The sequence below is a fragment of the Helicobacter pylori genome (assembly GCF_003638305.1).
GTDB classification, from domain to species: domain Bacteria; phylum Campylobacterota; class Campylobacteria; order Campylobacterales; family Helicobacteraceae; genus Helicobacter; species Helicobacter pylori_DJ.
Map to the genome: position 1 here is coordinate 1 of NZ_MVYP01000014.1, position 21,431 is coordinate 21,431.

The window sequence follows — 21,431 nt, forward strand, 5'->3', positions numbered from 1 at the left end:
TAAGCGAAAAACAAACGCAAGCGATAACTAACATTAACGAAGCTAAAGAAAACGCTAACAATGAAATAAGCAACGAAAAAACGCAAGCGATAACTAACATTAACGAAGCGAAAACAACCGCTAACAACGAAATAAGCACCAACCAAACGCAAGCGATCACTAACATTAACCAAGCTAAAGAAAGCGCTACCACGCAAATAAACGCCAATAAACAAGAAGCAATAAATAACATCACGCAAGAAAAAACTACAGCCACAAGCGAGATAACCGAAGCGAAAAGACGATCATTATCAAAACATTGATTTTTTTGAGTTTGAATAAGGCGTGTTAAAAACCACTATAATACCCCTAAAAAATGCGAGTTTTAAAGATGCCTTTATTTGATTTAAAAAGCCCTTATCCACCAGCAGGCGATCAGCCCCAAGCCATAGAAGCTTTAACAAAAAGCTTGAAAAATAACAACCATTATCAAACTCTAGTGGGGGTTACAGGGAGCGGTAAGACTTACACGATGGCCAATATCATCGCTCAAACCAATAAACCCACTTTGATCATGAGCCATAATAAGACCTTATGCGCACAGCTTTATAGCGAGTTTAAGGCGTTTTTCCCACACAATAGGGTGGAGTATTTTATCTCCCACTTTGATTACTACCAGCCTGAAAGCTATATCCCTAGGAGGGATTTATTCATTGAAAAGGACAGCTCTATTAACGATGATTTGGAGCGTTTGAGATTGAGCGCGACCACTTCGCTTTTAGGTTATGATGATGTGATCGTGATAGCGAGCGTTTCGGCTAATTATGGTTTGGGTAACCCTGAAGAATATCTAAAAGTCATGGAAAAAATCAAAGTGGGCGAGAAGCGCGCTTACAAGAGCTTTTTATTAAAGCTAGTGGAAATGGGTTATAGCCGTAATGAAGTGGTGTTTGATAGGGGGAGCTTTAGAGCGACGGGGGAATGCGTGGATATTTTCCCCGCTTATAATGACGCTGAATTTATTAGGATTGAATTTTTTGGCGATGAGATAGAAAGGATTGCAGTCTTTGACGCTTTAGAAAGAAATGAAATCAAACGCTTGGATTCTGTTATGCTTTATGCAGCCAGTCAGTTTGCCGTAGGGAGCGAGAGATTGAATTTAGCCATTAAAAGCATTGAAGACGAACTCGCTTTAAGATTGAAATTTTTTAAAGAGCAGGATAAAATGCTTGAATACAACCGCCTCAAACAACGCACCGAGCATGATTTAGAAATGATTAGCACGACCGGTGTGTGTAAGGGCATTGAAAATTACGCGCGCCATTTCACCGGTAAAGCCCCTAACGAAACGCCTTTTTGCTTGTTTGATTATTTAGGGATTTTTGAGCGGGAGTTTTTAGTCATTGTAGATGAAAGCCATGTGAGTTTGCCGCAGTTTGGGGGGATGTATGCAGGGGATATGAGCAGGAAAAGCGTTTTAGTGGAATATGGTTTTAGATTGCCTAGCGCTTTAGACAACCGCCCTTTAAAATTTGATGAATTTATCCATAAAAATTGCCAGTTCCTTTTTGTGTCCGCTACGCCCAATAAGCTAGAATTAGAGCTTTCCAAAAAGAATGTCGCTGAGCAAATCATTCGCCCTACAGGGCTTTTAGACCCTAAATTTGAAGTGCGAGACAGCGATAAGCAAGTCCAGGATTTATTTGATGAAATCAAGTTAGTGGTGGCCAGAGGTGAAAGGGTGCTCATCACCACGCTCACTAAAAAAATGGCAGAAGAATTGTGCAAATATTATGCTGAATGGGGCTTGAAGGTGCGTTACATGCATAGTGAAATTGATGCGATTGAAAGAAATCACATCATCCGCTCTTTAAGGCTTAAAGAATTTGATGTTTTAATAGGGATCAATCTTTTAAGAGAGGGGCTAGATTTGCCTGAAGTCTCTTTAGTAGCGATCATGGATGCGGATAAAGAGGGGTTTTTAAGGAGCGAAACAAGTCTCATTCAAACCATGGGGAGAGCCGCTAGAAACGCTAATGGTAAGGTTTTACTATACGCTAAAAAGATCACTCAAAGCATGCAAAAAGCCTTTGAGATCACGAGTTACAGACGCGCCAAGCAAGAAGAGTTCAATAAAATCCATAACATCACCCCTAAAACCGTTACTCGTGCTTTAGAAGAGGAGTTGAAATTGAGAGACGATGAAATCAAAATCGCTAAAGCTTTAAAAAAGGACAAAATCCCTAAAAGTGAAAGGGAAAAAATCATTAAAGAATTGGATAAAAAAATGCGAGAATGCGCGAAAAATTTGGATTTTGAAGAAGCGATGCGTTTGAGAGACGAAATCGCTCAATTAAGAACGCTTTAAAAACTATAAGTGTAGTTGAAATAAACCGAGTAATTGCGCCTGAAATCAACTTGGTATAACAAGCTGTTGATCCCGTATTCTAAAAATCGTAAAACTTTGAGGATGTCTTCACTATTATTGCTAATGTTATTCATGGAATAATAATGGTTAAAATAATAAGTAGGGATTTTAATCCCAAAGCCAAATTGGTTGCGCTTATTCCCTAAACGAACCCCTAAATTTACCAAAAACTGGAAACCATTTGGATCCACTTTCCCGCCAAAAGTGTCTAAAAGAAGCGCTTGATACAATAACGCATCGCTCAATTTGTCATACACCCCGGCAAAAGCAATCCCCAGATTGAACCCGGCAAAAAACTTATCCCCATTATAAGCGTTCAATAATAAATCCATATAAGTGCCGTAAGTGGAAATGATGATAGACTGCGATTCTTGAGTGCCATAAAGAGAAGCGCTCAAATCATAAAACAACCCCCACCTGAAACCAAACCACTTCGTTTCTTCATGCTTACCCACCCATTTATAGCCTACTTGAACGCCAAGACCATTAGACACATACGAATTTTTAAAAACAGGGCTTAAGCCATCGCTAAAAATAATCTGGCTCTTATTGAATTGCTGGGATAGATTCAAGTTGCTGTAGTTGTGCTGAATGCTCCCTAACTGATACCCAAGCCCCAAATAAAACGCCGATCTATCCGCATAGCGTTTGATAGGCGAAACCACCTTTTTATTAAAAAAAGTGTAATCCCCTTTAGTCAAAACATCTTTAAAACCCTCTGCATTAAGCGCGTAAGAAAGCCCTAAAATTAAATATAACGCTCGTTTCAAAAAACCCCTTAAAAATTCAATTTTCACCGCTTATTTTATAGTTTTGTTTTTGTAAAAACGCGCCTTATCCAAACACCCTTTTAAAAATCGCCCCCACATTTTTAGTGTAATAGCTGTAATCAAAACATGCTCTGATTTCACTCTCATTCAAATATTTTTTCAAGCGTTCATCGTTGAGTAGGGCGTTTAAAAATAAATTTTCATCAGCGTTTTTAAAAGCGCCTTGTTGCAAAACCTCCCATATTTTCATCGCATTTTCTTGCACAATTTTATAGCTTTCTTCTCGGCTCAAACCTTTTTTGGGCAATTCCAATAACACCCGTTGCGAAAAGACTAGCCCCCCACTTAGAGCTAAATTTTTAAGCATGTTTTTAGGATAAACCACCAGATTTTCAATCACACTATTCAAGCGGCTGAGCATAAAATCGCTAGTGATAAACAGATCAGGCAAGGCAAAACGCTCCACGGAGCTATGGCTCATGTCCCTTTCATGCCATAAGGCGACATTTTCTAGCATGGGGGTAGTAAAAGAGCGAATCACCCTGCAAAGCCCGGTGATATTCTCGCTCAAGATGGGGTTTCTTTTGTGAGGCATCGCAGAGCTTCCTTTTTGCCCTGTTGAAAAAGCTTCTTCCACTTCATAGACTTCACTGCGTTGCAAATGGCGGATATTGACAGCGATCTTTTCACAACTGCTCGCTAAAAGAGCCAGATCGCATGCAAGCCTAGCGTAGCGGTCTCTTTGAATGACTTGATTGCTGATATTGGCGGTTTTTAAGCCTAAAAATTCGCATGCTAATTCTTCTAATTCTAAAGGGGCGTGTGCGAAATTCCCCATAGCCCCACTGATCGCTCCCACGCTGATAAATTCCATTGTTAAATCTAAAGCTTTTAAATGCCGTTTGATTTCATCAGCAAAAAGGGCTAACACCAAGCCAAAAGTAATGGGTTCGCCAAACACCCCATGGCTTCTGCCCACCATTAGCGTGTCTTTATGCTCTAAAGCTCTGTTTTTAAGGGTTTCATAGAGGTTTTTAACGCCTTTTTGAATGAGTCTTAAGCTTTTGGTCATCAATAACGCCATAGCCGTATCAATGCAATCGCTAGAAGTGATCCCATAATGAAAAAAGCGGGATTCTTCGCCCAAGCTTTCAGCCACGCAAGTAGTGAAAGCGATTAAATCATGCTTAGTGGTTTTTTCAATTTCTTTGATGCGTTCAAGATTGAATGCCGCTTTTAAGCAGATTTTTTCACAATCGCTATCTTGGATTTGCCCAAGTTTATTCCACGCCCTAACGACGGCTTTTTCCACTTCCAAATAAGTTTCAAACTTGGTTTGCTCATTCCATAGGGCTTTCATTTCTTCATTCGCATAGCGTTCTAACACCGACAATCCTTAAAATCAAAATGGGATTTATGTTACTTTAAAGGGGTAAGAATCAAGGGGGAAATCGCACAAGGTGCAAAAAAGCCCCTTGATTTAATGGAAGGGTTATACTTTAGCTTCTTCTCTGCGTTGCAAGTATTCCCAACGCTCGTTCACATCTTTTTGCAATTCTTCAATGATGTGTTCGTTTTCCTTTTTGAAAAGGTGTTTGAAACGCTTTTGAGCCGCTAAATAATCCCTTACAGGAATGATATTTCTTGGGCGGTAAGTGATTTTCAATTCCCTGCCATTAAAGATTTCAAACAAGGGGAACATCAAGCTATCCACAGCCATATCCGCTAATTCAATGGTTTTATTGGATTCAAATTTCCATTCAGTCGTGCATGGGCTAAGAGCGTTAATAAAGCAAGGCCCTTCAGTGTCTAGCGCGGTTTTAATCTTTTTATTCATGTCTTTCCATTTGTTAGGCGAGAGTTGCGCCACATAAGGAACCCCATGGCTTGCCATGATATTGACGATATCTTTTTTCTTTTCTTTTTTACCAAAGCTAACCGATCCCGCTGGCGTGGTAGAAGTGCTAGCCCCTAATGGCGTAGAGCCGCTTCTTTGACCGCCGGTATTGGCGTAGTTTTCATTATCTAGGCAAATGTAAGTCATGTCATGCCCTCTTTCCATGCAACCGCTGATGAATTGAAGACCAATATCATAACTGGCCCCATCGCCTCCAAACGCCACAAATTTTGGTTTTTGACCTTGATAGCGGCCCTTATTCACTAAAGCCTTATACATCGCCTCCACCCCTGAAATCGCCGTAGAGCCATTTTCAAAACCAATATGGATCCAAGGCACATCCCATGAAGTGTGCGGGTACACCGCCGAACATACCTCTAAACAACCGGTAGAATTGCCTAAAACAATAGGCCCATCTACAGCGTTTAAAACTTCGCGCACAATGATGCCATGCCCACAACCCGGACAAAGCAAGTGCGAGCCTTGAAATTTCTCAGCGCTTTGGCTAAAACCTTTGAGTGTTTTGACTTCTTTTACCATGATATTTCCTTTTTAAAAAAAGCTCATTTTAGGGCCGCGCAAGCCTACAAATTGTTGGGTAGGGTGCGTGAGCGTGCCTTTAAGAGCGTCTTCATTGATTTCTTCAAAAATCTCGCATAAATGCGCGATCGTCATATCCCTTTCGCCTAAACCATAAATGTAGTTAGACACCACGGGGTGTTTAGTCCCTTGCGTTTGATACACCGCGCTCGTTACTTCATTAAACATCGCCCCCATAGCGCCCGCTGGAGAGCTCTTGTCTAAAATCGCTAGAGCTTTAAGGTTTTTCAAATCTTGCCCCAATCTTTCATAAGGGAAGGGGCGCAAGGAATGGATAGTGGCCACGCCGGCCTTAATGCCTTTTTTACGCATTTCTTTAGCCGCTACGATCGCGGATTCATAAGTAGTGCCTAACGCAAAGATAGCGATTTCAGCGTCTTCTAGCTGGAAAGTTTTAGTCAAATGGTATTGTCTGCCTGTGAGTTTAGCGAAATCATTGAACACCTCTTCAATCACAGAAGACGCGCTCATGATGGCATGGTGGAGTTGGGCTTTATGCTCATAATGCCATTCTTCTTCAGCTTGTGCGCCATAGCTTACCGGTTTATCAAAATCCAAAAGGGAATGCTTGGTTTGGTATTCGCCTACGAATTGATAAGCCACTGCATCGCTCAAAGGGCGGACATTTTGCACGGTGTGTGAGCATAAAAAACCATCTTGATTGACGATAGTAGGCACGCGCACCTTTTGATGCTCTGCGATTTTAAACGCCATTAAAGTGAAATCGTAAGCTTCTTGAGGGTTGCATGTGCATAAACTGATCCAGCCAGAATCCCTGCTTAAATACATATCAGAATGATCGCCATGGATATTTAAAGGGGCTGCTAAAGCGCGATTGACTAAATTCAAAACGATAGGCAAACGCATGCCAGAAGCCTGGTATAAAACCTCTACCATCAACGCCAAACCTTGAGAGCTAGTCGCAGTGCTGACTCTCCCACCAGCAGCGGCCGCTCCCACGCATGCGCTCATGGCGGCATGCTCAGATTCCACTAAAACAAACTCGCCATCAACATAGCCGTTATCTTTAAATGAGCCATAATTTTGCACAATAGGCGTTGATGGGGTGATAGGATAGGCTGCGATGACATCAATTTGAGCCTGTCTTAAAGCGTTAGAACTAGCGGTATTGCCATCCCACACTTCTATCTCTTGCAATTCAATACTTCTTGCCATATTTTTTCCTTATGATTTTTTCTTTTCTTGTTTTTGCGGCCATTGAGTGAGAGCGGTAGCAGGCTCAATTTGTTCTTCAAACATCCATAGCGATTTAGGGTTGGTGGGGCAGACATCCACGCACACGCCACAGCCTTTACAATGAGAATAATCCACGCCCTTTAATTTGCCCTCTCTTGAAAGAATAGCGGCGTCTGGGCAATAAACCCAACAATTAAAGCAATTGATGCAAATATTATTGTTATGCACAGGCTTAGCCACGCGCCAATGAGCCACTGAAGTGGTGAAGTAGCTTTGCTCGGTGTAATGGCGCTCATCGTTGTGTTTTTCCATTTCGCTTTGCGCGTTTTTTTCAAAAGGGAAGAGCACCGCTCCCATTTCAAATTCATTCCAATCTTTCATCTTTAATCCTTAATGTTATTGAACTTCTTCATAAGCTCTTTGGATAGCGAGCATGTTAGCGTCAATGACTTCTTGCGTGAGCTTTTTGCCTAAAACTTTCTTAAAAGCTTCTTTAAAAGCCTCAATTTCAAGCATGCCAGACACTTTCATTAACGCTCCTAGCATGGGCGTGTTGGGGATAGGGCGTTTTAAGGTTTCCATAGAGATTTTTAAACAATCCACTAAAAACACCTTACGGGTTTTTAATTCAGGTTTTTTTTCAAACAATTCTTCTTTGTTAAGGTAGCTGGTGATGATATAGGTCGTGTCTTCTTTTTCATTAGCGAAGATGTTTTCAATGAAAACCAAACCAGGGTCAATCACCAGCACATAATCCGGTTGCATGAAGCGCTCATGGTTTAAAATAGGCTCATCATCAACGCGGTTATAAGCCATCATAGCAGCTCCCCTTTTAGCTGAACCATAAGAAGCGAACGCTTGCACTTCTTTGCCTGTCTTTGAAATCACATCAGCCAACCCTTTAGCACCGGTGATAGCGCCTTGGCCAGCTCGCGCATGCCATCTAATTTGAAACATGGTAATATGTCTCCTTAATATCGTATAAAATAAATTTAGCCTAAATTATACAAGAAAAACTATTAATGTGTCTTATAACAATATCTTTTTAGGAATTTTGATAGAAAAATGGGGGCATACTAGCAAGAATTATGGCTATTTTATAGCTATTTATTCTAAAAAGATAGGCGTTCTTAATAAAAACCACTAATATTTATTTTAAACTTTGTTATTATTAGGGCGTGGTTTGATCTTAGTCTATTAGGGCAAGTGTGGGGTAGGATAACAAAAGGAATTGGGTTATGAATAAAACAACAATTAAAATATTGATGGGCATGGCGTTATTATCATCGCTTCAAGCCGCAGAGGCAGAGCTTGATGAAAAATCAAAAAAACCTAAATTTGCGGATAGGAATACGTTTTATTTAGGGGTTGGGTATCAGCTTAGCGCGATCAACACGTCTTTTAGCACCAGCTCTATAGATAAATCGTATTTCATGACCGGTAATGGCTTTGGCGTGGTGTTAGGGGGGAAATTTGTGGCTAAAACGCAAGCTGTAGAGCATGTGGGTTTCCGTTATGGGTTGTTTTATGATCAAACTTTTTCTTCTCATAAATCCTATATTTCTACCTATGGTTTGGAATTTAGCGGTTTGTGGGACGCTTTCAATTCGCCAAAGATGTTTTTAGGGTTAGAGTTTGGCTTAGGCATCGCTGGGGCGACTTACATGCCAGGAGGGGCCATGCATGGGATTATCGCTCAAAATTTAGGCAAAGAAAACTCGCTTTTCCAATTGCTTGTGAAAGTAGGTTTTCGTTTTGGCTTTTTCCATAATGAAATCACTTTCGGGTTGAAATTCCCTGTCATTCCTAACAAAAAAACGGAAATCATTGATGGTTTGAGCGCGACCACTTTATGGCAACGCCTACCGGTAGCTTATTTCAATTATATCTATAATTTTTAGATATAGTTATTTAGAGGTTTTAGATTTGACAAAATCAATCAACTCTCTTGTGTCTATGGTTAGGGTTAAAAATTGCTGATACATCACAAACCACTTACCCCCCTTACCATACAAATGATACCCATCGCCTCCACCCACAAAGCTAAAAAACGCATCCGCTCGCACGCTTAACCATTTATTTTTATAAACATAATAAAGCCCTATCATGTCAAAATTAGGAGCTCTATACCATGGCAATCCGGTATAAAGGGATTGGCCATAAGTGGCGTAAAAATGCATTTGGGGTTTGTTGGAAAAATAGTATCTGTTAAAGATCCCAAAGCCTTTGTATTGCGCTTGGGCGTAAAATTCCCCCCCAAAGCTGTTATAAAATCGGGCGTTTTTGCACTCGCTAGCATAACGCACGCAATAATGGGTTTGAGACGACTGCGTGCCAAAAGTCATAAAAATATTATCCATATAAGGCATGAGATTTTTAAAATCCGCTTTTAAATAAGCATGGTAATAAACCCTGTCTAAAATGGTAGGGTTAGAGTATTTCCCTATTTCTCCGCCTTGCGGGTTATTTTTTTGACTGAAATAAGGGTAGCCATTAGGCCATTGTGGGGTTGTATCGCCTGGTTTTAAGTAGGAATTCCCGCCGTAAGGGTAGTTATCTCCCATGCTATGAGGGCTGGCGTTATGAAAAACGACAAGCTGCCCCCCCAAACCTAAATACCCTTTAAGAAACTGAAATTCTGAAGAAACAAAATACAAGAATTGATCAAAATCGTAATTTTTCTTTTTGGGCTGGTTGTTCCAATTACGCCCCCCATACCAATCCACAACGCCCTCAAACCACCCATTCCACCAGCGGTTAGGATCATAAGCCGGTTTGAATTGGAACGCTCCTCCCCTAAAAGTAGGGTCTATAAACCAAAAAAGTTTTTTAAAAGCGCTTAAAGGGTAATGCCCTATTTGATAGCTTCGTGGCACAATGCCTAAAAAAAATCTCAAATTTTTCCCTATGTATTGGTAATACATCGTAACCCCCCACGAATAAGGGAAATAGCTATAATGCGTGTGCAAATTTTGAATGAACCACGCTCCAAACATCAAGGCCTGTCTTTTGTCCAATTGGACGCCGATTTGAGGCATGAGACGACCTTGCATTTTGGTTAGGCTATTCCAATAGGGGTTGTTATTTGGGGCCACTAAATTGAAATTAAAGCTCATGAACTTCAAATCATAGACAAAACTAGCCGCTTTTATTAAGGGTGGTATTAAAAAACCTGAAAATAACAACGCATAAAGAGATTTTTTTAAGAAAATCAAATCAGAATTCAGCCCCTTTCATCATCTTTTAAAATTGTAGCATTTAAAATGGTGGCACTTAAAGACAAGACACGATTTTAAATTAATTTGCTTTAAAAACAGCATAAAAACCAAAAAACAGAACCCTTTCAAGTTCGGTTTTTTTTTTTTTTTGGATAAAATAGCTTTAAAAAGGGGTGTTTCATTTTTTATGACTTCGGTTTCAAATCATTCTTTTAAAGAACAAGATTTTCATATCCCTATCGCTTTCGCTTTTGATAAGAATTACCTCATTCCTGCGGGCGCATGTCTTTATTCCTTGCTAGAAAGCATCGCTAAAGCCAATAAAAAAATCCGTTACACCCTACACGCTCTAGTGGTGGGCTTGAATGAAGAAGATAAAGCAAAGCTTAACCAAATCACAGAGCCTTTTAAAGAATTTGCTGTTTTAGAAGTAAAAGATATTGAACCTTTTTTAGACACTATCCCTAACCCTTTTGATGAGGATTTCACCAAGCGTTTTTCTAAAATGGTGTTAGTGAAGTATTTTCTAGCGGATTTATTCCCCAAATATTCTAAAATGGTGTGGAGCGATGTGGATGTTATCTTTTGTAATGAATTTAGCGCTGATTTCTTAAACATTAAAGAAAATGATGAGAATTATTTTTATGGGGTTTTGGAAGTTGAAAAGCACCACATGATGGAAGGGTTTTTGTTTTGCAATTTAGATTACCAGCGCAAGAAAAATTTCACCTTAAGAATACATGATCTTTTAAAGGGGAATGAGGCTAAAGGGGAGTTGGATTTCACGAAATGGTGTTGGCCTAACATGAAAGCTTTAGGGATTGAATATTGCGTTTTCCCTTATTATTACACCATTAAAGATTTTTCTAACGCGTATTTAAACGAGAATTACAAGAAAACCATTTTAGAGGCGCGAGAAAACCCTATCATCATCCACTATGACGCTTGGTGGGGGGCGGTGAAGCCTTGGGATTACCCTTTTGGTTTGAAAGCGGATTTGTGGCTGAACGCTTTGGCTAAAACCCCATTTATGAGCGATTACACTAAGAAAATGCACACCAATGAGAGCTTTTACACCACAAAAATGGCTGAGCAGCATTATTTTTCTTCAGTAAAATCTTCAAAAGAAATTCTTTTCAAAACCCCGTATTTGTTTTTCAAATCGTATTTGTTTGTTGTGTTTAAAGAAAGGAAAATCCATTCAAGAGTTTTTGAATTAACTTGTAATTTAGTGAAAAAATTTTTCAATAAGCTTATTTATTTTGGGTTTTTGATGCCTAAAGCGTTAGCTAAAAGGGTGGTTAGTAAGATCCTTAGAGTTTTAGGGCTTCATGGGATTGTTAAAAAAATCTTAATCCAACTCAAGCTCTTGAAAAAGGGCTAGAGTAAAGGGGTTAAAACCTTTTTTTAAATTAATTTGCTTTAAAAACAGCATAAAAACCAAAAAACAGAACCCTTTCAAGTTCGGTTTTTTTTTTTTTTTGGATAAAATAGCTTTAAAAAGGGGTGTTTCATTTTTTATGACTTCGGTTTCAAATCATTCTTTTAAAGAACAAGATTTTCATATCCCTATCGCTTTCGCTTTTGATAAGAATTACCTCATTCCTGCGGGCGCATGTCTTTATTCCTTGCTAGAAAGCATCGCTAAAGCCAATAAAAAAATCCGTTACACCCTACACGCTCTAGTGGTGGGCTTGAATGAAGAAGATAAAGCAAAGCTTAACCAAATCACAGAGCCTTTTAAAGAATTTGCTGTTTTAGAAGTAAAAGATATTGAACCTTTTTTAGACACTATCCCTAACCCTTTTGATGAGGATTTCACCAAGCGTTTTTCTAAAATGGTGTTAGTGAAGTATTTTCTAGCGGATTTATTCCCCAAATATTCTAAAATGGTGTGGAGCGATGTGGATGTTATCTTTTGTAATGAATTTAGCGCTGATTTCTTAAACATTAAAGAAAATGATGAGAATTATTTTTATGGGGTTTATGACAAAATATACCCGTATGAAGGCTTTTTTTATTGCAACTTAACTTACCAGCGAAAAAATCAATTTTGTAAAAAAATATTAGAAATCATACGCGCGCAAAAAATAGATAAAGAACCGCAATTGACAGAATTTTGTCGTTCAAAGATTGCGCCATTAAAAATAGAGTATTGCATTTTCCCACACTATTATAGTCTTTCTGAAGAGCATTTAAAGGGCGTGGCCAATGCAATTTATCATAACACCATTAAACAAGCCCTAAGAGAACCTATCGTTATACAATACGACTCTCATCCTTATTTTCAAATCAAGCCTTGGGACTATCCTTTTGGTTTAAAAGCGGATTTATGGCTGAACGCTTTGGCTAAAACCCCCTTTATGAGCGATTGGTCTTATTTGATTACAGGGGGTGGGGAGATAGGTGGAGAAAAATGGCACCACTACCACAGCATTGCCGCTTATCATTACTACTTTCCTTTATGGAAAGCAGAAGAACAGATTGCCCATGACGCTTTTAAGACGTTTTTAAAACATTATTTTTTGCACATTCATGAGATTCCCCAAAACGCAAGGCGAAGACTATTCAAATACTGCATTTCAATACCGCTCAAGAGTTTTATTAGTAAAACCCTTAAAATCCTAGGGCTTCATGGGATTGTTAAAAAAACCCTAATCCAACTCAAGCTCTTAAAAAAGAGCTAGAGCCAAAGCTTTTAATCAAACGATTTTTTCATATCAATCACATAGCGGAATTTCGCTTTCCCATGGGTTAGGTTATGATAAGCGGTGTCAATATCCTTGCCTAAAATCAAATCTATTTCAGGGTAAATATTGTGTTTGATAGAAAAATCCATCATCTCTTGCGTTTCTTTAATGCCCCCAATCAATGAGCCATAAACCTTGCGATTGCTTAAATAGATAAAATCAAAAACGCTAAGTGCTGGAGCGACTTCTACAGGAGGGAGTCCCACAAGAGCTAATTCGCCGCTATAAGTTAAAAGCTTGAGGTAGTCTTTTAGATCATAATGGGTAGGAATGGTTGAAATGATAAAGTCCAATTCCTCTTTGCATTGTTTGGGGTCTGTGTAGAAATGTTTAACCCCCATATTTAAAGCGTCCTGCTTTTTGTGTTCGTTTCTTGCAAAAACGCTCACTTCAGCCCCCATAGCCACAGCGTATTTGACCGCCATGCTTCCTAGCCCGCCAAACCCAGCGACGCCCACTTTTGTACCTTTAGTAACCTTAGAAAATTTTAAGGGCGAATAAGTGGTGATGCCCGCGCAAAGCAAGGGGGCTACTTTTTCTAAAGGAGCGTTTTTATCCACGCTAATCACATAGTTTTCATCCACGACAATATTATTAGAGTATCCGCCCATGTGGGGTTCGTTGTCATGGAAAGAATCCAAACAATCATAAGTAAATACCACTTTGGCACAAAATTGCTCTTGGTGTTCTTTACAGGGCTTACATGTTTTGCATGAATTGACAAAACAGCCCACGCCCACCACATCGCCAACCTTAAATTTCTTAACTTCCTTACCCACTTCTTTGATGACCCCAGCAATTTCATGCCCAGGAACCATGGGATAAATGCCTTCTCTCCATTCGCTATAAGCGCTATGAACATCGCTATGGCAAATCCCTGCATAAAGAATGTCAATCAGCACGTCTTTAGGACCTACAGCATGGCGACTAAAATCATGGGGTTTGAAATGCCCGTCTTTAGAAAAAATAGCAAAACCTTTAGATGGAACTCTCATTAAAACTCCTTGTTTCATTAAAATACTGCTATTGTATCGTTTTTATGGTTTGCTTATGTTTCTATAGGTTTAACTAATTTGATAGCTGTTGGTTATATGGTAGCGTTGTTTGGCATGCTCTAAACGCACCCCTTACGCTAATCGCTTTTATCTTAAAGCACTACTATTTATTAAATTCTATCATGCAGTAAATAGTTCTCTAACGCAATGCCTGCCCCATCAAGTCCGGGAGTTTTTTTCATCACGACATGCACAGGGATAGAAGCGAGAAACGCCCCCATGCGCCCTTTCGTTTCAAAACGCGCTCTAAAGGGCGAAGTTTTAAAATAATCAATGAATCGTGGGATAATCCCCCCACACAAATACACGCCCCCTCTAGCCCCCAAAGTGAGAGCCACATCAGCAGCGAGCGTGCCAAGCATGGAGCAAAAAGTGTCCAAGGTCAATCGGCATATAGGGTAATCCCCATTCAAAGCGCGTTCGCTAATGATTTGTGGGGTTAATTCAGCCTTGCTTAACTTCGCCACTTTTTCTAAGCCTTTGCGTTTAGACAGGGCTTCATAAATCAACACCAAACCGCTACCGCTCAAAAACCTTTCCGCGCTCACATGGTTGAATTTAGAACGGGCGTATTGCCACACTAAAATTTCTAAATCATCAAAAGGGGCAAAGCTCACATGCCCCCCTTCACCGGGTAAGACTTTCAAAGAGCCATCGCTGTTTTGGATAAGAGTGCTTACCCCAAGCCCGGTTCCTGGCCCTAAAATCGCTTTAGGGGCGTTGATCTCGCACTTAATCCCGCCTATTTGAGCCAGATCGTTTTCTTGCATCGCGCTAATGGCATAGGCTTGCGCGACAAAATCATTGATGACAAGCAATTTTTTTAAAGTCAAACATTGCCGTGTCGTTTCAATAGAAAAAGTCCAATGGTTGTTCGTCATTTGGACAAAATCCCCCATAATGGGCGTAGCCACAGCAAAAGAGCCATAAATAGGGTGCAGTTTAAGGCTTTCTTTGCATTTAGAAAGGTAAAACCGCACCGCATCGCTCAGGCTCTCAAAATCTTCGCACCGCAAGACTTCAATGCATTCAATCTGTCGTGGGGCGGCTTCCAAACCAAAGCGCGCGTTCGTGCCACCAATATCGGCTAAGAGTCTTGGGTAAGTTTCAGTTTTTGGCATAAAACACCTCCGTGGTAACTTTTTTAGAATGTAAAATCCGAGCAATCGGCAGAGAATAAGGGGCGTTTTCTTTTAAAGCTTTTTCTAAAACTTCCCTTTTTTCTACTCCGCTAATGCTTAAGAAAAGTTTTTCGCAATTTTCTAAGGCGTTGATAGACATGCTCAAGCGCTCATAAGGAGCGTTAATGGGCTTAGTCAAAACGATATTTTCTTTTTCTTCGTTTAAAAAAGCGCTCGTTTCAGGAAAAAGGCTAGCCGTATGCCCGTCAGTCCCCATGCCCAAAATGGCTAAATGAGGCTGTTTGAAATGCTGGTTAGCAAAATGAAAAAGCGCGTTTGTATCGCTAGAAATCTTTTTGGGCAAAAGCGGGGTGAAAGAAGCTTTTAGGGCGTTATTTTGCAACAAGTAGTCGTGCAATAATTTGGTGTTACTATCATCATGGCTTGTGTCTATAATGCGTTCATCTACCAAACTGATTGAACACTCATGCCATTTGAGATCTAAAACGCTCAATTTTTGCAACAAGCTAATGGGCGAACGGCCCCCAGAAAAAGCGATAGAAACTTGATGATGCTTTTTTAAGGCGTTGTTAAAAAATTCTTTAAAACGCTCTATTAAAGCCTTGTGGCAATCTTCTAAACTTTCAAATTCAAACAATTGATAACCCATGAAAATCCCTTTATTGATAGAGTGGTTTTAAAAATTCTGATTCGTTGAGATTATGGCTTTCATAGGAATATAAGGGTGTGGCGTTATTGATAAAACCCTCTATGAGCGTGTCAATAAACACCCATGACGCTTCTAATTCCAACTGATGGGCGAAATTATTGTGGTTATTTTGTATCGCATCATAGAGCAATTTAGCGTAGGGCTGTAAAAATTCTTGTTGGTTATGGGTTTCTAAAATAAGGGGGTTTTGATTGTCTTTTAGGGTGAGAGTGATTTTATCTTGAGAGAGGAAAAATTCTAGCGTATTGACTGCGTTAAAATGGATTTTCACGCTCGCTTGGTTGCGGGGCATTTTTTTAGCATGCTTAAGATAGAAAGGCACTCCTTTAAATTTAGGCGTATCCAAAAAGGCTTTAATAGCGACAAAAGTTTCTGTCTGGCTCTCTTTATTAACCTTATTTTCATCTCTATAGCCTTGATATTGGGCCCGAATAACCTGTTTTTTAAAATCTTTAGGGGGTTGTAAGGTTTTTAAAACTTTGATTTTTTCTTTTCTTAAGTCTTTTAAATCGTTGGGTAAATCTGTAGCGATAAGGGATAAAACTTGCAAGAGATGGTTTTGAACCATATCCCTTAAAGCCCCGATTTTATCGTAAAATTCGCCCCTTTCTTCCACCCCCAAAGTCTCATACACGCAGATTTCAACCGCGCTGATTTGATCCCATAAAATGTTTAAGATAGGGTTATTTAAGCGCAATTCAAGGATATTTTGAACGCCCTTTTTCCCTAAATAATGATCGATTCTAAAAATTTGCTCTTCTTTAAAAAAAGCGCTAATGCTTTGGAAAATCTCTTTACAAGTCTTTAAATCATGCCCTAAAGGCTTTTCTAAAATCAAGCGAGTGTTGGCGTGATTGAGCGCGTTTTGGGCTAAATGTTGAGCGGTCGTTGCAAAAAAACTAGGGGAGATAGAAAAGTAGAAAATCAAGGGCTTATTGTTTGTAGCGATTTTACTCAATTCTCCAAAGTCTTTAGGGTTATCCAAGCGGACGCGCAAATAACTGATATGGGCTAAAAATTCCTCACCCTTTTCTCTTGAATGCAACTGCGTTTTCTCGCAAAGGAGCGCTAAAAACTCTTCATTGGATAGCTCTTTGCGCCCTGATGCGATAATTCTAGAATCGTTTTTAAAACCATAATGGGTATAAATTTCATAGAGCGAAATAAAGAGCTTTCGCATGGCTAAATCCCCAGTCGCACCAAAAAGAACCAAATCAAAATCTAACATCAATAACCCTTTTAGAGTGTTTTTAAGTTATTATTATATATTAAATCTTAATTGAAGGGGTGTTCATGCCTAAGCATTCTTTAGAACAAATCAAAGAAAAAATTACAGAGCGTAGCAAAAAAACCAGAGAGCTTTATTTAGAAAATATCTTTAACCCTAAAAACCAGCCCAAGATTGAGAGCTTGGGTTGCGCGAATATTGCGCATGTTACAGCGAGCATGCCAGAGCATTTAAAAATGCCTTTAGGTTCGCATAAAAGAAAGCATTTTGCGATTATCACCGCTTATAACGACATGCTTTCAGCCCACCAACCTTTTAAAAATTACCCTGACTGGATTAAAAAAGAGTTGCAAGAGCATAACGCCTATGCGAGTGTCGCTAGTGGCGTGCCAGCGATGTGTGATGGTATCACGCAGGGTTATGATGGCATGGAATTGAGCTTATTCAGTAGAGATGTGATCGCGCTAAGCACCGCCGTGGGGTTAAGCCATAATGTTTTTGACGGGGCGTTTTTTTTAGGCGTGTGCGATAAAATCGTGCCAGGCTTGCTTATAGGAGCGTTAAGCTTTGGGAATTTAGCGAGCGTGTTTGTGCCAAGTGGGCCTATGGTGAGCGGGATAGAAAATTATAAAAAAGCCAAAGCGCGCCAAGATTTTGCACTAGGAAAAATCAACAGAGAAGAGCTTTTAAAAGTGGAAATGCAAAGCTATCATGATGTGGGCACTTGCACTTTTTATGGCACGGCTAATTCTAATCAAATGATGATGGAGTTTATGGGGTTGCATGTGGCTAATTCTAGCTTTATCAACCCTAACAACCCCTTACGGAAGGTTTTAGTAGAAGAGAGCGCCAAAAGATTAGCGAGTGGGAAAGTCCTGCCTTTAGCCAAACTCATTGATGAAAAAAGCATTCTTAACGCTCTCATAGGTTTGATGGCAACAGGAGGTTCTACTAACCACACTTTGCATTTGATCGCTATCGCTAGATCGTGTGGGGTGATCCTCAATTGGGACGATTTTGACGCAGTCTCTAACCTCATACCCCTTTTAGCTAAAGTCTATCCTAACGGATCAGCGGATGTGAACGCTTTTGAAGCCTGTGGGGGCTTAGCGTTTGTGATCAAGGAATTGTTAAAAGAGGGGCTTTTATTTGAAGATGTGCATACGATTATGGATACAGAAACGCAAAAAGGCATGCAAAATTACACCAAAACCCCCTTTTTAGAAAACGGCCACTTGGTGTATAAAGACGCCATCAATCATAGCTTGAATACGGACATTTTACGCCCTATTAGTGAGCCTTTTGCCGCTAATGGAGGGCTTAAAATCTTAAAGGGTAATTTAGGGCGGGCCGTGATTAAAATCTCAGCCATTAAAGATGAGCATAGGAAAGTTAAGGCTAGAGCGATTGTTTTTAAAACCCAAAGCGAATTTTTAGAACGCTTTAAAAATAAAGAATTAGAAAGGGATTTTGTCGCTGTCTTGCCTTTCCAAGGGCCTAAATCTAACGGCATGCCAGAATTGCACAAACTCACCACGAATTTAGGGGCTTTGCAGGATATGGGCTATAAGGTCGCACTCGTTACGGATGGGCGCATGAGCGGGGCGAGCGGGAAAGTGCCTAGCGCGATCCATTTAAGCCCTGAGGGGGCGTTAAACGGGGCGATCATTAAGATTAAAGATGGCGATTTGATAGAATTAGACGCTCCTAATAACGCCTTGAATGTGCTTGAAAAGGATTTTGAAAAGAGAGGGATCAACCCCTTGTTTTTAGAAACCTTAGAAAATTTAGAAAAGCCTACTTTTGGGCTGGGTAGGGAATTGTTTACAAGTTTGAGATTGAATGCCAATACGGCTGAAGAGGGTGGCATGAGTTTTGGCATAAAGGTATAAAAATATAAAGGAGATAAAATGCAAGATAAAATAATAGAAATTTTACAAATCAGCCCCATTGTCCCTGTGGTGGTGATTGAGAATATAAAAGACGCTGTGCCTTTAGCGCAAAGCCTGATAGAGGGGGGTATTCCAATCATAGAAGTTACTTTGCGCTCCAGTTGCGCTTTAGAGGCCATAGAGCTTATCGCTAAGAATGTGCCAAAAATGCATGTGGGCGCTGGCACGATTTTAGATCTTACTCAATTAGAGCAAGCTCAAAATAGGGGGGCAGAGTTTTTGATTAGCCCGGGTTTTACGCCTAGCCTTTTAGAACACGCAAAGAAAAAAGGCATGCCTTTAATACCAGGGGTTTCTAGCAGTAGTGAAGTCATGCAGGCTTTAGAATGGGGCTATAACGCTTTGAAATTTTTCCCGGCAGAGTATTGCGGAGGCGTTAAGCTTTTAAACGCTTTTAACGGCCCTTTTAAAGGGGTGAAATTTTGCCCCACTGGGGGGATTAGCGCAGATAACATGCGTTCTTATTTGGATTTAGAAAATGTTTTGTGCGTGGGGGGGAGCTGGCTTACCCCTAAAGATTTAATTCAAAACAAAGAGTGGGATAAGATCACAGAAATTTGCAAGCGGGCGTTAGCTTAAGATAACAAAGAGATCATGGCGTTTTGTATTTGCTTAATAACACTATAATAAAACTTTTAATAAGGAGATACATCATGTTAGAAAATGTCAAAAAGTCCTTTTTTAGGGTTTTGTGTTTGGGTGCGTTGTGTTTAGGGGGGCTAATGGCAGAGCAAGACCCTAAAGAGCTTGTCGGTTTGGGGGCAAAGAGCTACAAAGAGCAGGATTTCACTCAAGCGAAGAAGTATTTTGAAAAAGCTTGCGATCTGAAAGAAAATAGCGGGTGTTTTAATTTAGGGGTGCTTTATTATCAAGGGCATGGGGTGGAAAAGAATTTGAAAAAAGCCGCCTCATTTTACGCTAAGGCTTGCGATTTAAATTACAGCAATGGGTGTCATTTGCTAGGGAATTTATATTACAGCGGGCAAGGCGTGTCCCAAAACACCAATAAAGCCTTACAATACTACTCTAAAGCGTGTGATTTGAAATACGCTGAAGGGTGCGCGAGCTTAGGGGGGATTTATCATGATGGTAAAGTGGTAACTAGGGATTTTAAAAAAGCGGTGGAATATTTCACTAAAGCGTGCGATTTAAACGATGGCGATGGTTGCACGATATTAGGGAGCTTGTATGATGCAGGCAGAGGCACGCCTAAAGATTTGAAAAAAGCGCTCGCTTCGTATGACAAGGCTTGCGACTTAAAAGACAGCCCGGGGTGCTTTAACGCAGGGAATATGTATCATCATGGCGATGGCGTGGTAAAGAATTTTAAAGAGGCTCTCGCTCGTTATTCTAAGGCATGCGAATTGGAAAATGGCGGAGGGTGTTTCAATTTAGGGGCTATGCAATACAATGGCGAAGGCGTAACAAGGAATGAAAAACAAGCCATAGAAAACTTTAAAAAAGGCTGTAAATTGGGTGCTAAAGGGGCATGCGATATTCTCAAGCAGCTCAAAATCAAAGTTTAGTTTGAATAAGGCTTGATCAAACGGCTTTAAAAAAGCGGTTTTTTGGAGGTTAGGGGGATTTAGGGGAGGATTGTTTCAAAATACTTCCTATCCCCTTAAGACAATGAGTTTAAAATAAAACAACTAAAATCCCCCTTTTTTTAAAACTTAAAGAGTTGTTAAAGTTTAAAAAAGCCTTAAGTATTTAACCAAAACAAAGCCTTTATTTTAAACCCCATTAAGGGTTTTTATGGGTGGGTAGGGGAGCGAAAGTTTGGCTTGTGGGCATGATTTCCATGCGGTTGATATTGACATGCGAGGGTTGTTCATAAATCCATAGCACAATGTTAGCAATATCTTGTGGTTTGAGGTAAAGGGTGTTTTCATAGACGGATTGGGCTTTGATTTTATCGCCTTTAAAACGCACCATGCTGAATTCGGTTTCGCCGCACAAACCAGGTTCAACATTACTCACTCTAATGTTAGTGCCAGCCAAATCCGCTCGCAAATTTAAAGAAAATTGTTTCACAAACGCCTTGCTCGCTCCATAGACATTCCCTCCAGGATAGGGGTAAGTGCCAGCGATAGAGCCAAGATTGATGATGGTCCCTTGGTCATGCTCTATCATAGAGGGCAAGATCAAACGAGTGAGATACAACAGCCCCTTGATGTTCGTGTCTATCATGATTTCCCAGTCGTCTAACTCGCATTCATAAGCCTTGTTCAAGCCTAGCGCTAAGCCGGCGTTATTGATTAAAGCGTCAATGCGATCCGTCATGGAAAAAATAGCCTCTAGTGCTCGCTTAGTTTCAAGCTTGTTTCTAAGATCAAAACACAAGGGAATGAAACGCTTGGGATAAGCGAGTTGCAATTTTTGTAAATTCTCTTTTCGCCTCCCTGTGCCAAAAACCACATGGTTTTTTTGTAAAAACGCTTTAGCGATTTCTAGCCCAAACCCTGAAGTCGCCCCGCTAACTAAAATGTGTGCCATTTCTGTCCTT

General features: G+C 40.1%; 19 protein-coding genes and 1 pseudogene. 8 read left to right on the top strand and 12 right to left on the bottom strand.

The features are described 5' to 3' along the window. Both EAL04_RS06455 and uvrB read left to right on the top strand, forming a co-directional pair. Positions 1-302 (top strand): annotated as a pseudogene (locus tag EAL04_RS06455) (hypothetical protein); the annotation flags it as partial. A 68-nt stretch (positions 303-370) separates the two neighbouring features. Beyond that, positions 371-2,347, top strand: a complete 1,977-nt coding sequence (uvrB, locus tag EAL04_RS06460; RefSeq protein ID WP_120974169.1) for an excinuclease ABC subunit UvrB — start codon at positions 371-373, stop codon at positions 2,345-2,347. Here the strand turns inward: uvrB and EAL04_RS06465 are convergent. The 6 genes from EAL04_RS06465 to EAL04_RS06490 all read right to left on the bottom strand — a co-directional run bounded on the left by EAL04_RS06465 (position 2,344) and on the right by EAL04_RS06490 (position 7,828). Continuing rightward, entirely contained in the window at positions 2,344-3,177 is an 834-nt protein-coding gene (locus EAL04_RS06465; protein WP_120974171.1) for an outer membrane protein, read from the bottom strand. The genes uvrB and EAL04_RS06465 overlap by 4 nt on opposite strands. A gap of 64 nt (positions 3,178-3,241) precedes the next feature. Further along, positions 3,242-4,564 (bottom strand): adenylosuccinate lyase, encoded by a 1,323-nt coding sequence (gene purB / locus EAL04_RS06470; protein ID WP_120974114.1) that lies wholly within the window; start codon positions 4,562-4,564, stop codon positions 3,242-3,244. 105 nt (positions 4,565-4,669) lie between these two features. Continuing rightward, positions 4,670-5,614, bottom strand: coding sequence for a thiamine pyrophosphate-dependent enzyme (locus EAL04_RS06475; protein ID WP_000238158.1), 945 nt, complete (start codon positions 5,612-5,614; stop codon positions 4,670-4,672). A 12-nt stretch (positions 5,615-5,626) separates the two neighbouring features. Beyond that, a complete protein-coding gene (locus EAL04_RS06480; protein WP_000124342.1) occupies positions 5,627-6,850 on the bottom strand; it encodes a 2-oxoacid:ferredoxin oxidoreductase subunit alpha in 1,224 nt (407 codons plus the stop codon). Between the two features lie 9 nt (positions 6,851-6,859). Continuing rightward, entirely contained in the window at positions 6,860-7,252 is a 393-nt protein-coding gene (locus EAL04_RS06485; protein ID WP_000656174.1) for a 4Fe-4S dicluster-binding protein, read from the bottom strand. A 15-nt stretch (positions 7,253-7,267) separates the two neighbouring features. After that, positions 7,268-7,828 (bottom strand): pyruvate flavodoxin oxidoreductase subunit gamma, encoded by a 561-nt coding sequence (locus EAL04_RS06490; RefSeq protein WP_000486466.1) that lies wholly within the window; start codon positions 7,826-7,828, stop codon positions 7,268-7,270. A 281-nt stretch (positions 7,829-8,109) separates the two neighbouring features. Here EAL04_RS06490 and EAL04_RS06495 point away from each other — a divergent pair, with 281 nt between their 5' ends. Then, on the top strand, positions 8,110-8,772 hold the full coding sequence (locus tag EAL04_RS06495) for an outer membrane protein (protein WP_025449366.1): 663 nt from the start codon (positions 8,110-8,112) through the stop codon (positions 8,770-8,772). A gap of 6 nt (positions 8,773-8,778) precedes the next feature. Here the strand turns inward: EAL04_RS06495 and EAL04_RS06500 are convergent, their stop codons facing one another. After that, positions 8,779-10,086: a hypothetical protein gene (locus tag EAL04_RS06500; protein ID WP_120974116.1), complete on the bottom strand. Its 1,308-nt coding sequence runs from the start codon at positions 10,084-10,086 to the stop codon at positions 8,779-8,781. Between the two features lie 190 nt (positions 10,087-10,276). On the opposite strand from EAL04_RS06500, the gene EAL04_RS06505 reads away from it, so the two are divergent. After that, entirely contained in the window at positions 10,277-11,473 is a 1,197-nt protein-coding gene (locus tag EAL04_RS06505) for a glycosyltransferase family 8 protein (RefSeq protein ID WP_120974118.1), read from the top strand. A gap of 136 nt (positions 11,474-11,609) precedes the next feature. Continuing rightward, the gene (locus tag EAL04_RS06510; RefSeq protein WP_120974120.1) at positions 11,610-12,776 is read left to right on the top strand and encodes a glycosyltransferase; all 1,167 of its coding nucleotides are present in this window, start codon (positions 11,610-11,612) and stop codon (positions 12,774-12,776) included. Positions 12,777-12,787: 11 nt separating this feature from the next. On the opposite strand, the gene EAL04_RS06515 is transcribed toward EAL04_RS06510, so the two are convergent. The 4 genes from EAL04_RS06515 to EAL04_RS06530 all read right to left on the bottom strand — a co-directional run bounded on the left by EAL04_RS06515 (position 12,788) and on the right by EAL04_RS06530 (position 16,973). Further along, positions 12,788-13,834 (bottom strand): NAD(P)-dependent alcohol dehydrogenase, encoded by a 1,047-nt coding sequence (locus tag EAL04_RS06515; RefSeq protein ID WP_120974122.1) that lies wholly within the window; start codon positions 13,832-13,834, stop codon positions 12,788-12,790. 170 nt (positions 13,835-14,004) lie between these two features. Further along, positions 14,005-15,015, bottom strand: a complete 1,011-nt coding sequence (locus EAL04_RS06520; protein WP_120974124.1) for a glucokinase — start codon at positions 15,013-15,015, stop codon at positions 14,005-14,007. Continuing rightward, positions 15,002-15,685 (bottom strand): 6-phosphogluconolactonase, encoded by a 684-nt coding sequence (gene pgl / locus EAL04_RS06525; protein WP_120974126.1) that lies wholly within the window; start codon positions 15,683-15,685, stop codon positions 15,002-15,004. The genes EAL04_RS06520 and pgl overlap by 14 nt, the downstream gene beginning before the upstream one ends. 10 nt (positions 15,686-15,695) lie before the next feature. Further along, entirely contained in the window at positions 15,696-16,973 is a 1,278-nt protein-coding gene (locus EAL04_RS06530) for a glucose-6-phosphate dehydrogenase (protein ID WP_120974128.1), read from the bottom strand. A 65-nt stretch (positions 16,974-17,038) separates the two neighbouring features. On the opposite strand from EAL04_RS06530, the gene edd reads away from it, so the two are divergent. The 3 genes from edd to hcpC all read left to right on the top strand — a co-directional run bounded on the left by edd (position 17,039) and on the right by hcpC (position 20,451). Beyond that, positions 17,039-18,865, top strand: coding sequence for a phosphogluconate dehydratase (edd, locus tag EAL04_RS06535; protein WP_120974130.1), 1,827 nt, complete (start codon positions 17,039-17,041; stop codon positions 18,863-18,865). Between the two features lie 18 nt (positions 18,866-18,883). Further along, positions 18,884-19,504 (top strand): bifunctional 4-hydroxy-2-oxoglutarate aldolase/2-dehydro-3-deoxy-phosphogluconate aldolase, encoded by a 621-nt coding sequence (locus EAL04_RS06540; RefSeq protein WP_120974132.1) that lies wholly within the window; start codon positions 18,884-18,886, stop codon positions 19,502-19,504. Between the two features lie 74 nt (positions 19,505-19,578). Beyond that, complete coding sequence (gene hcpC, locus EAL04_RS06545; protein ID WP_120974134.1) at positions 19,579-20,451, top strand: Sel1-like repeat protein HcpC; 873 nt, start codon at positions 19,579-19,581, stop codon at positions 20,449-20,451. A gap of 217 nt (positions 20,452-20,668) precedes the next feature. Here the strand turns inward: hcpC and EAL04_RS06550 are convergent, their stop codons facing one another. Continuing rightward, positions 20,669-21,421 carry an SDR family oxidoreductase gene (locus tag EAL04_RS06550; RefSeq protein WP_120974136.1) on the bottom strand — a complete coding sequence of 251 codons (753 nt, stop codon included), beginning with the start codon at positions 21,419-21,421 and terminating at the stop codon, positions 20,669-20,671. Positions 21,422-21,431: the final 10 nt, after the last annotated feature.

Excerpts from the sequence above, each read along its gene's own strand:
- EAL04_RS06510 (WP_120974120.1), top strand. The coding sequence starts at position 11,610 with ATGACTTCGGTTTCAAATCATTCTTTTAAAGAACAAGATTTTCATATC.
- EAL04_RS06495 (WP_025449366.1), top strand. The coding sequence starts at position 8,110 with ATGAATAAAACAACAATTAAAATATTGATGGGCATGGCGTTATTATCA.
- EAL04_RS06530 (WP_120974128.1), bottom strand. The coding sequence starts at position 16,973 with ATGTTAGATTTTGATTTGGTTCTTTTTGGTGCGACTGGGGATTTAGCC.
- EAL04_RS06480 (WP_000124342.1), bottom strand. The coding sequence starts at position 6,850 with ATGGCAAGAAGTATTGAATTGCAAGAGATAGAAGTGTGGGATGGCAAT.
- EAL04_RS06490 (WP_000486466.1), bottom strand. The coding sequence starts at position 7,828 with ATGTTTCAAATTAGATGGCATGCGCGAGCTGGCCAAGGCGCTATCACC.
- EAL04_RS06475 (WP_000238158.1), bottom strand. The coding sequence starts at position 5,614 with ATGGTAAAAGAAGTCAAAACACTCAAAGGTTTTAGCCAAAGCGCTGAG.
- EAL04_RS06550 (WP_120974136.1), bottom strand. The coding sequence starts at position 21,421 with ATGGCACACATTTTAGTTAGCGGGGCGACTTCAGGGTTTGGGCTAGAA.
- EAL04_RS06515 (WP_120974122.1), bottom strand. The coding sequence starts at position 13,834 with ATGAGAGTTCCATCTAAAGGTTTTGCTATTTTTTCTAAAGACGGGCAT.
- edd (WP_120974130.1), top strand. The coding sequence starts at position 17,039 with ATGCCTAAGCATTCTTTAGAACAAATCAAAGAAAAAATTACAGAGCGT.
- EAL04_RS06540 (WP_120974132.1), top strand. The coding sequence starts at position 18,884 with ATGCAAGATAAAATAATAGAAATTTTACAAATCAGCCCCATTGTCCCT.
- uvrB (WP_120974169.1), top strand. The coding sequence starts at position 371 with ATGCCTTTATTTGATTTAAAAAGCCCTTATCCACCAGCAGGCGATCAG.
- hcpC (WP_120974134.1), top strand. The coding sequence starts at position 19,579 with ATGTTAGAAAATGTCAAAAAGTCCTTTTTTAGGGTTTTGTGTTTGGGT.
- EAL04_RS06485 (WP_000656174.1), bottom strand. The coding sequence starts at position 7,252 with ATGAAAGATTGGAATGAATTTGAAATGGGAGCGGTGCTCTTCCCTTTT.
- EAL04_RS06520 (WP_120974124.1), bottom strand. The coding sequence starts at position 15,015 with ATGCCAAAAACTGAAACTTACCCAAGACTCTTAGCCGATATTGGTGGC.
- EAL04_RS06505 (WP_120974118.1), top strand. The coding sequence starts at position 10,277 with ATGACTTCGGTTTCAAATCATTCTTTTAAAGAACAAGATTTTCATATC.
- pgl (WP_120974126.1), bottom strand. The coding sequence starts at position 15,685 with ATGGGTTATCAATTGTTTGAATTTGAAAGTTTAGAAGATTGCCACAAG.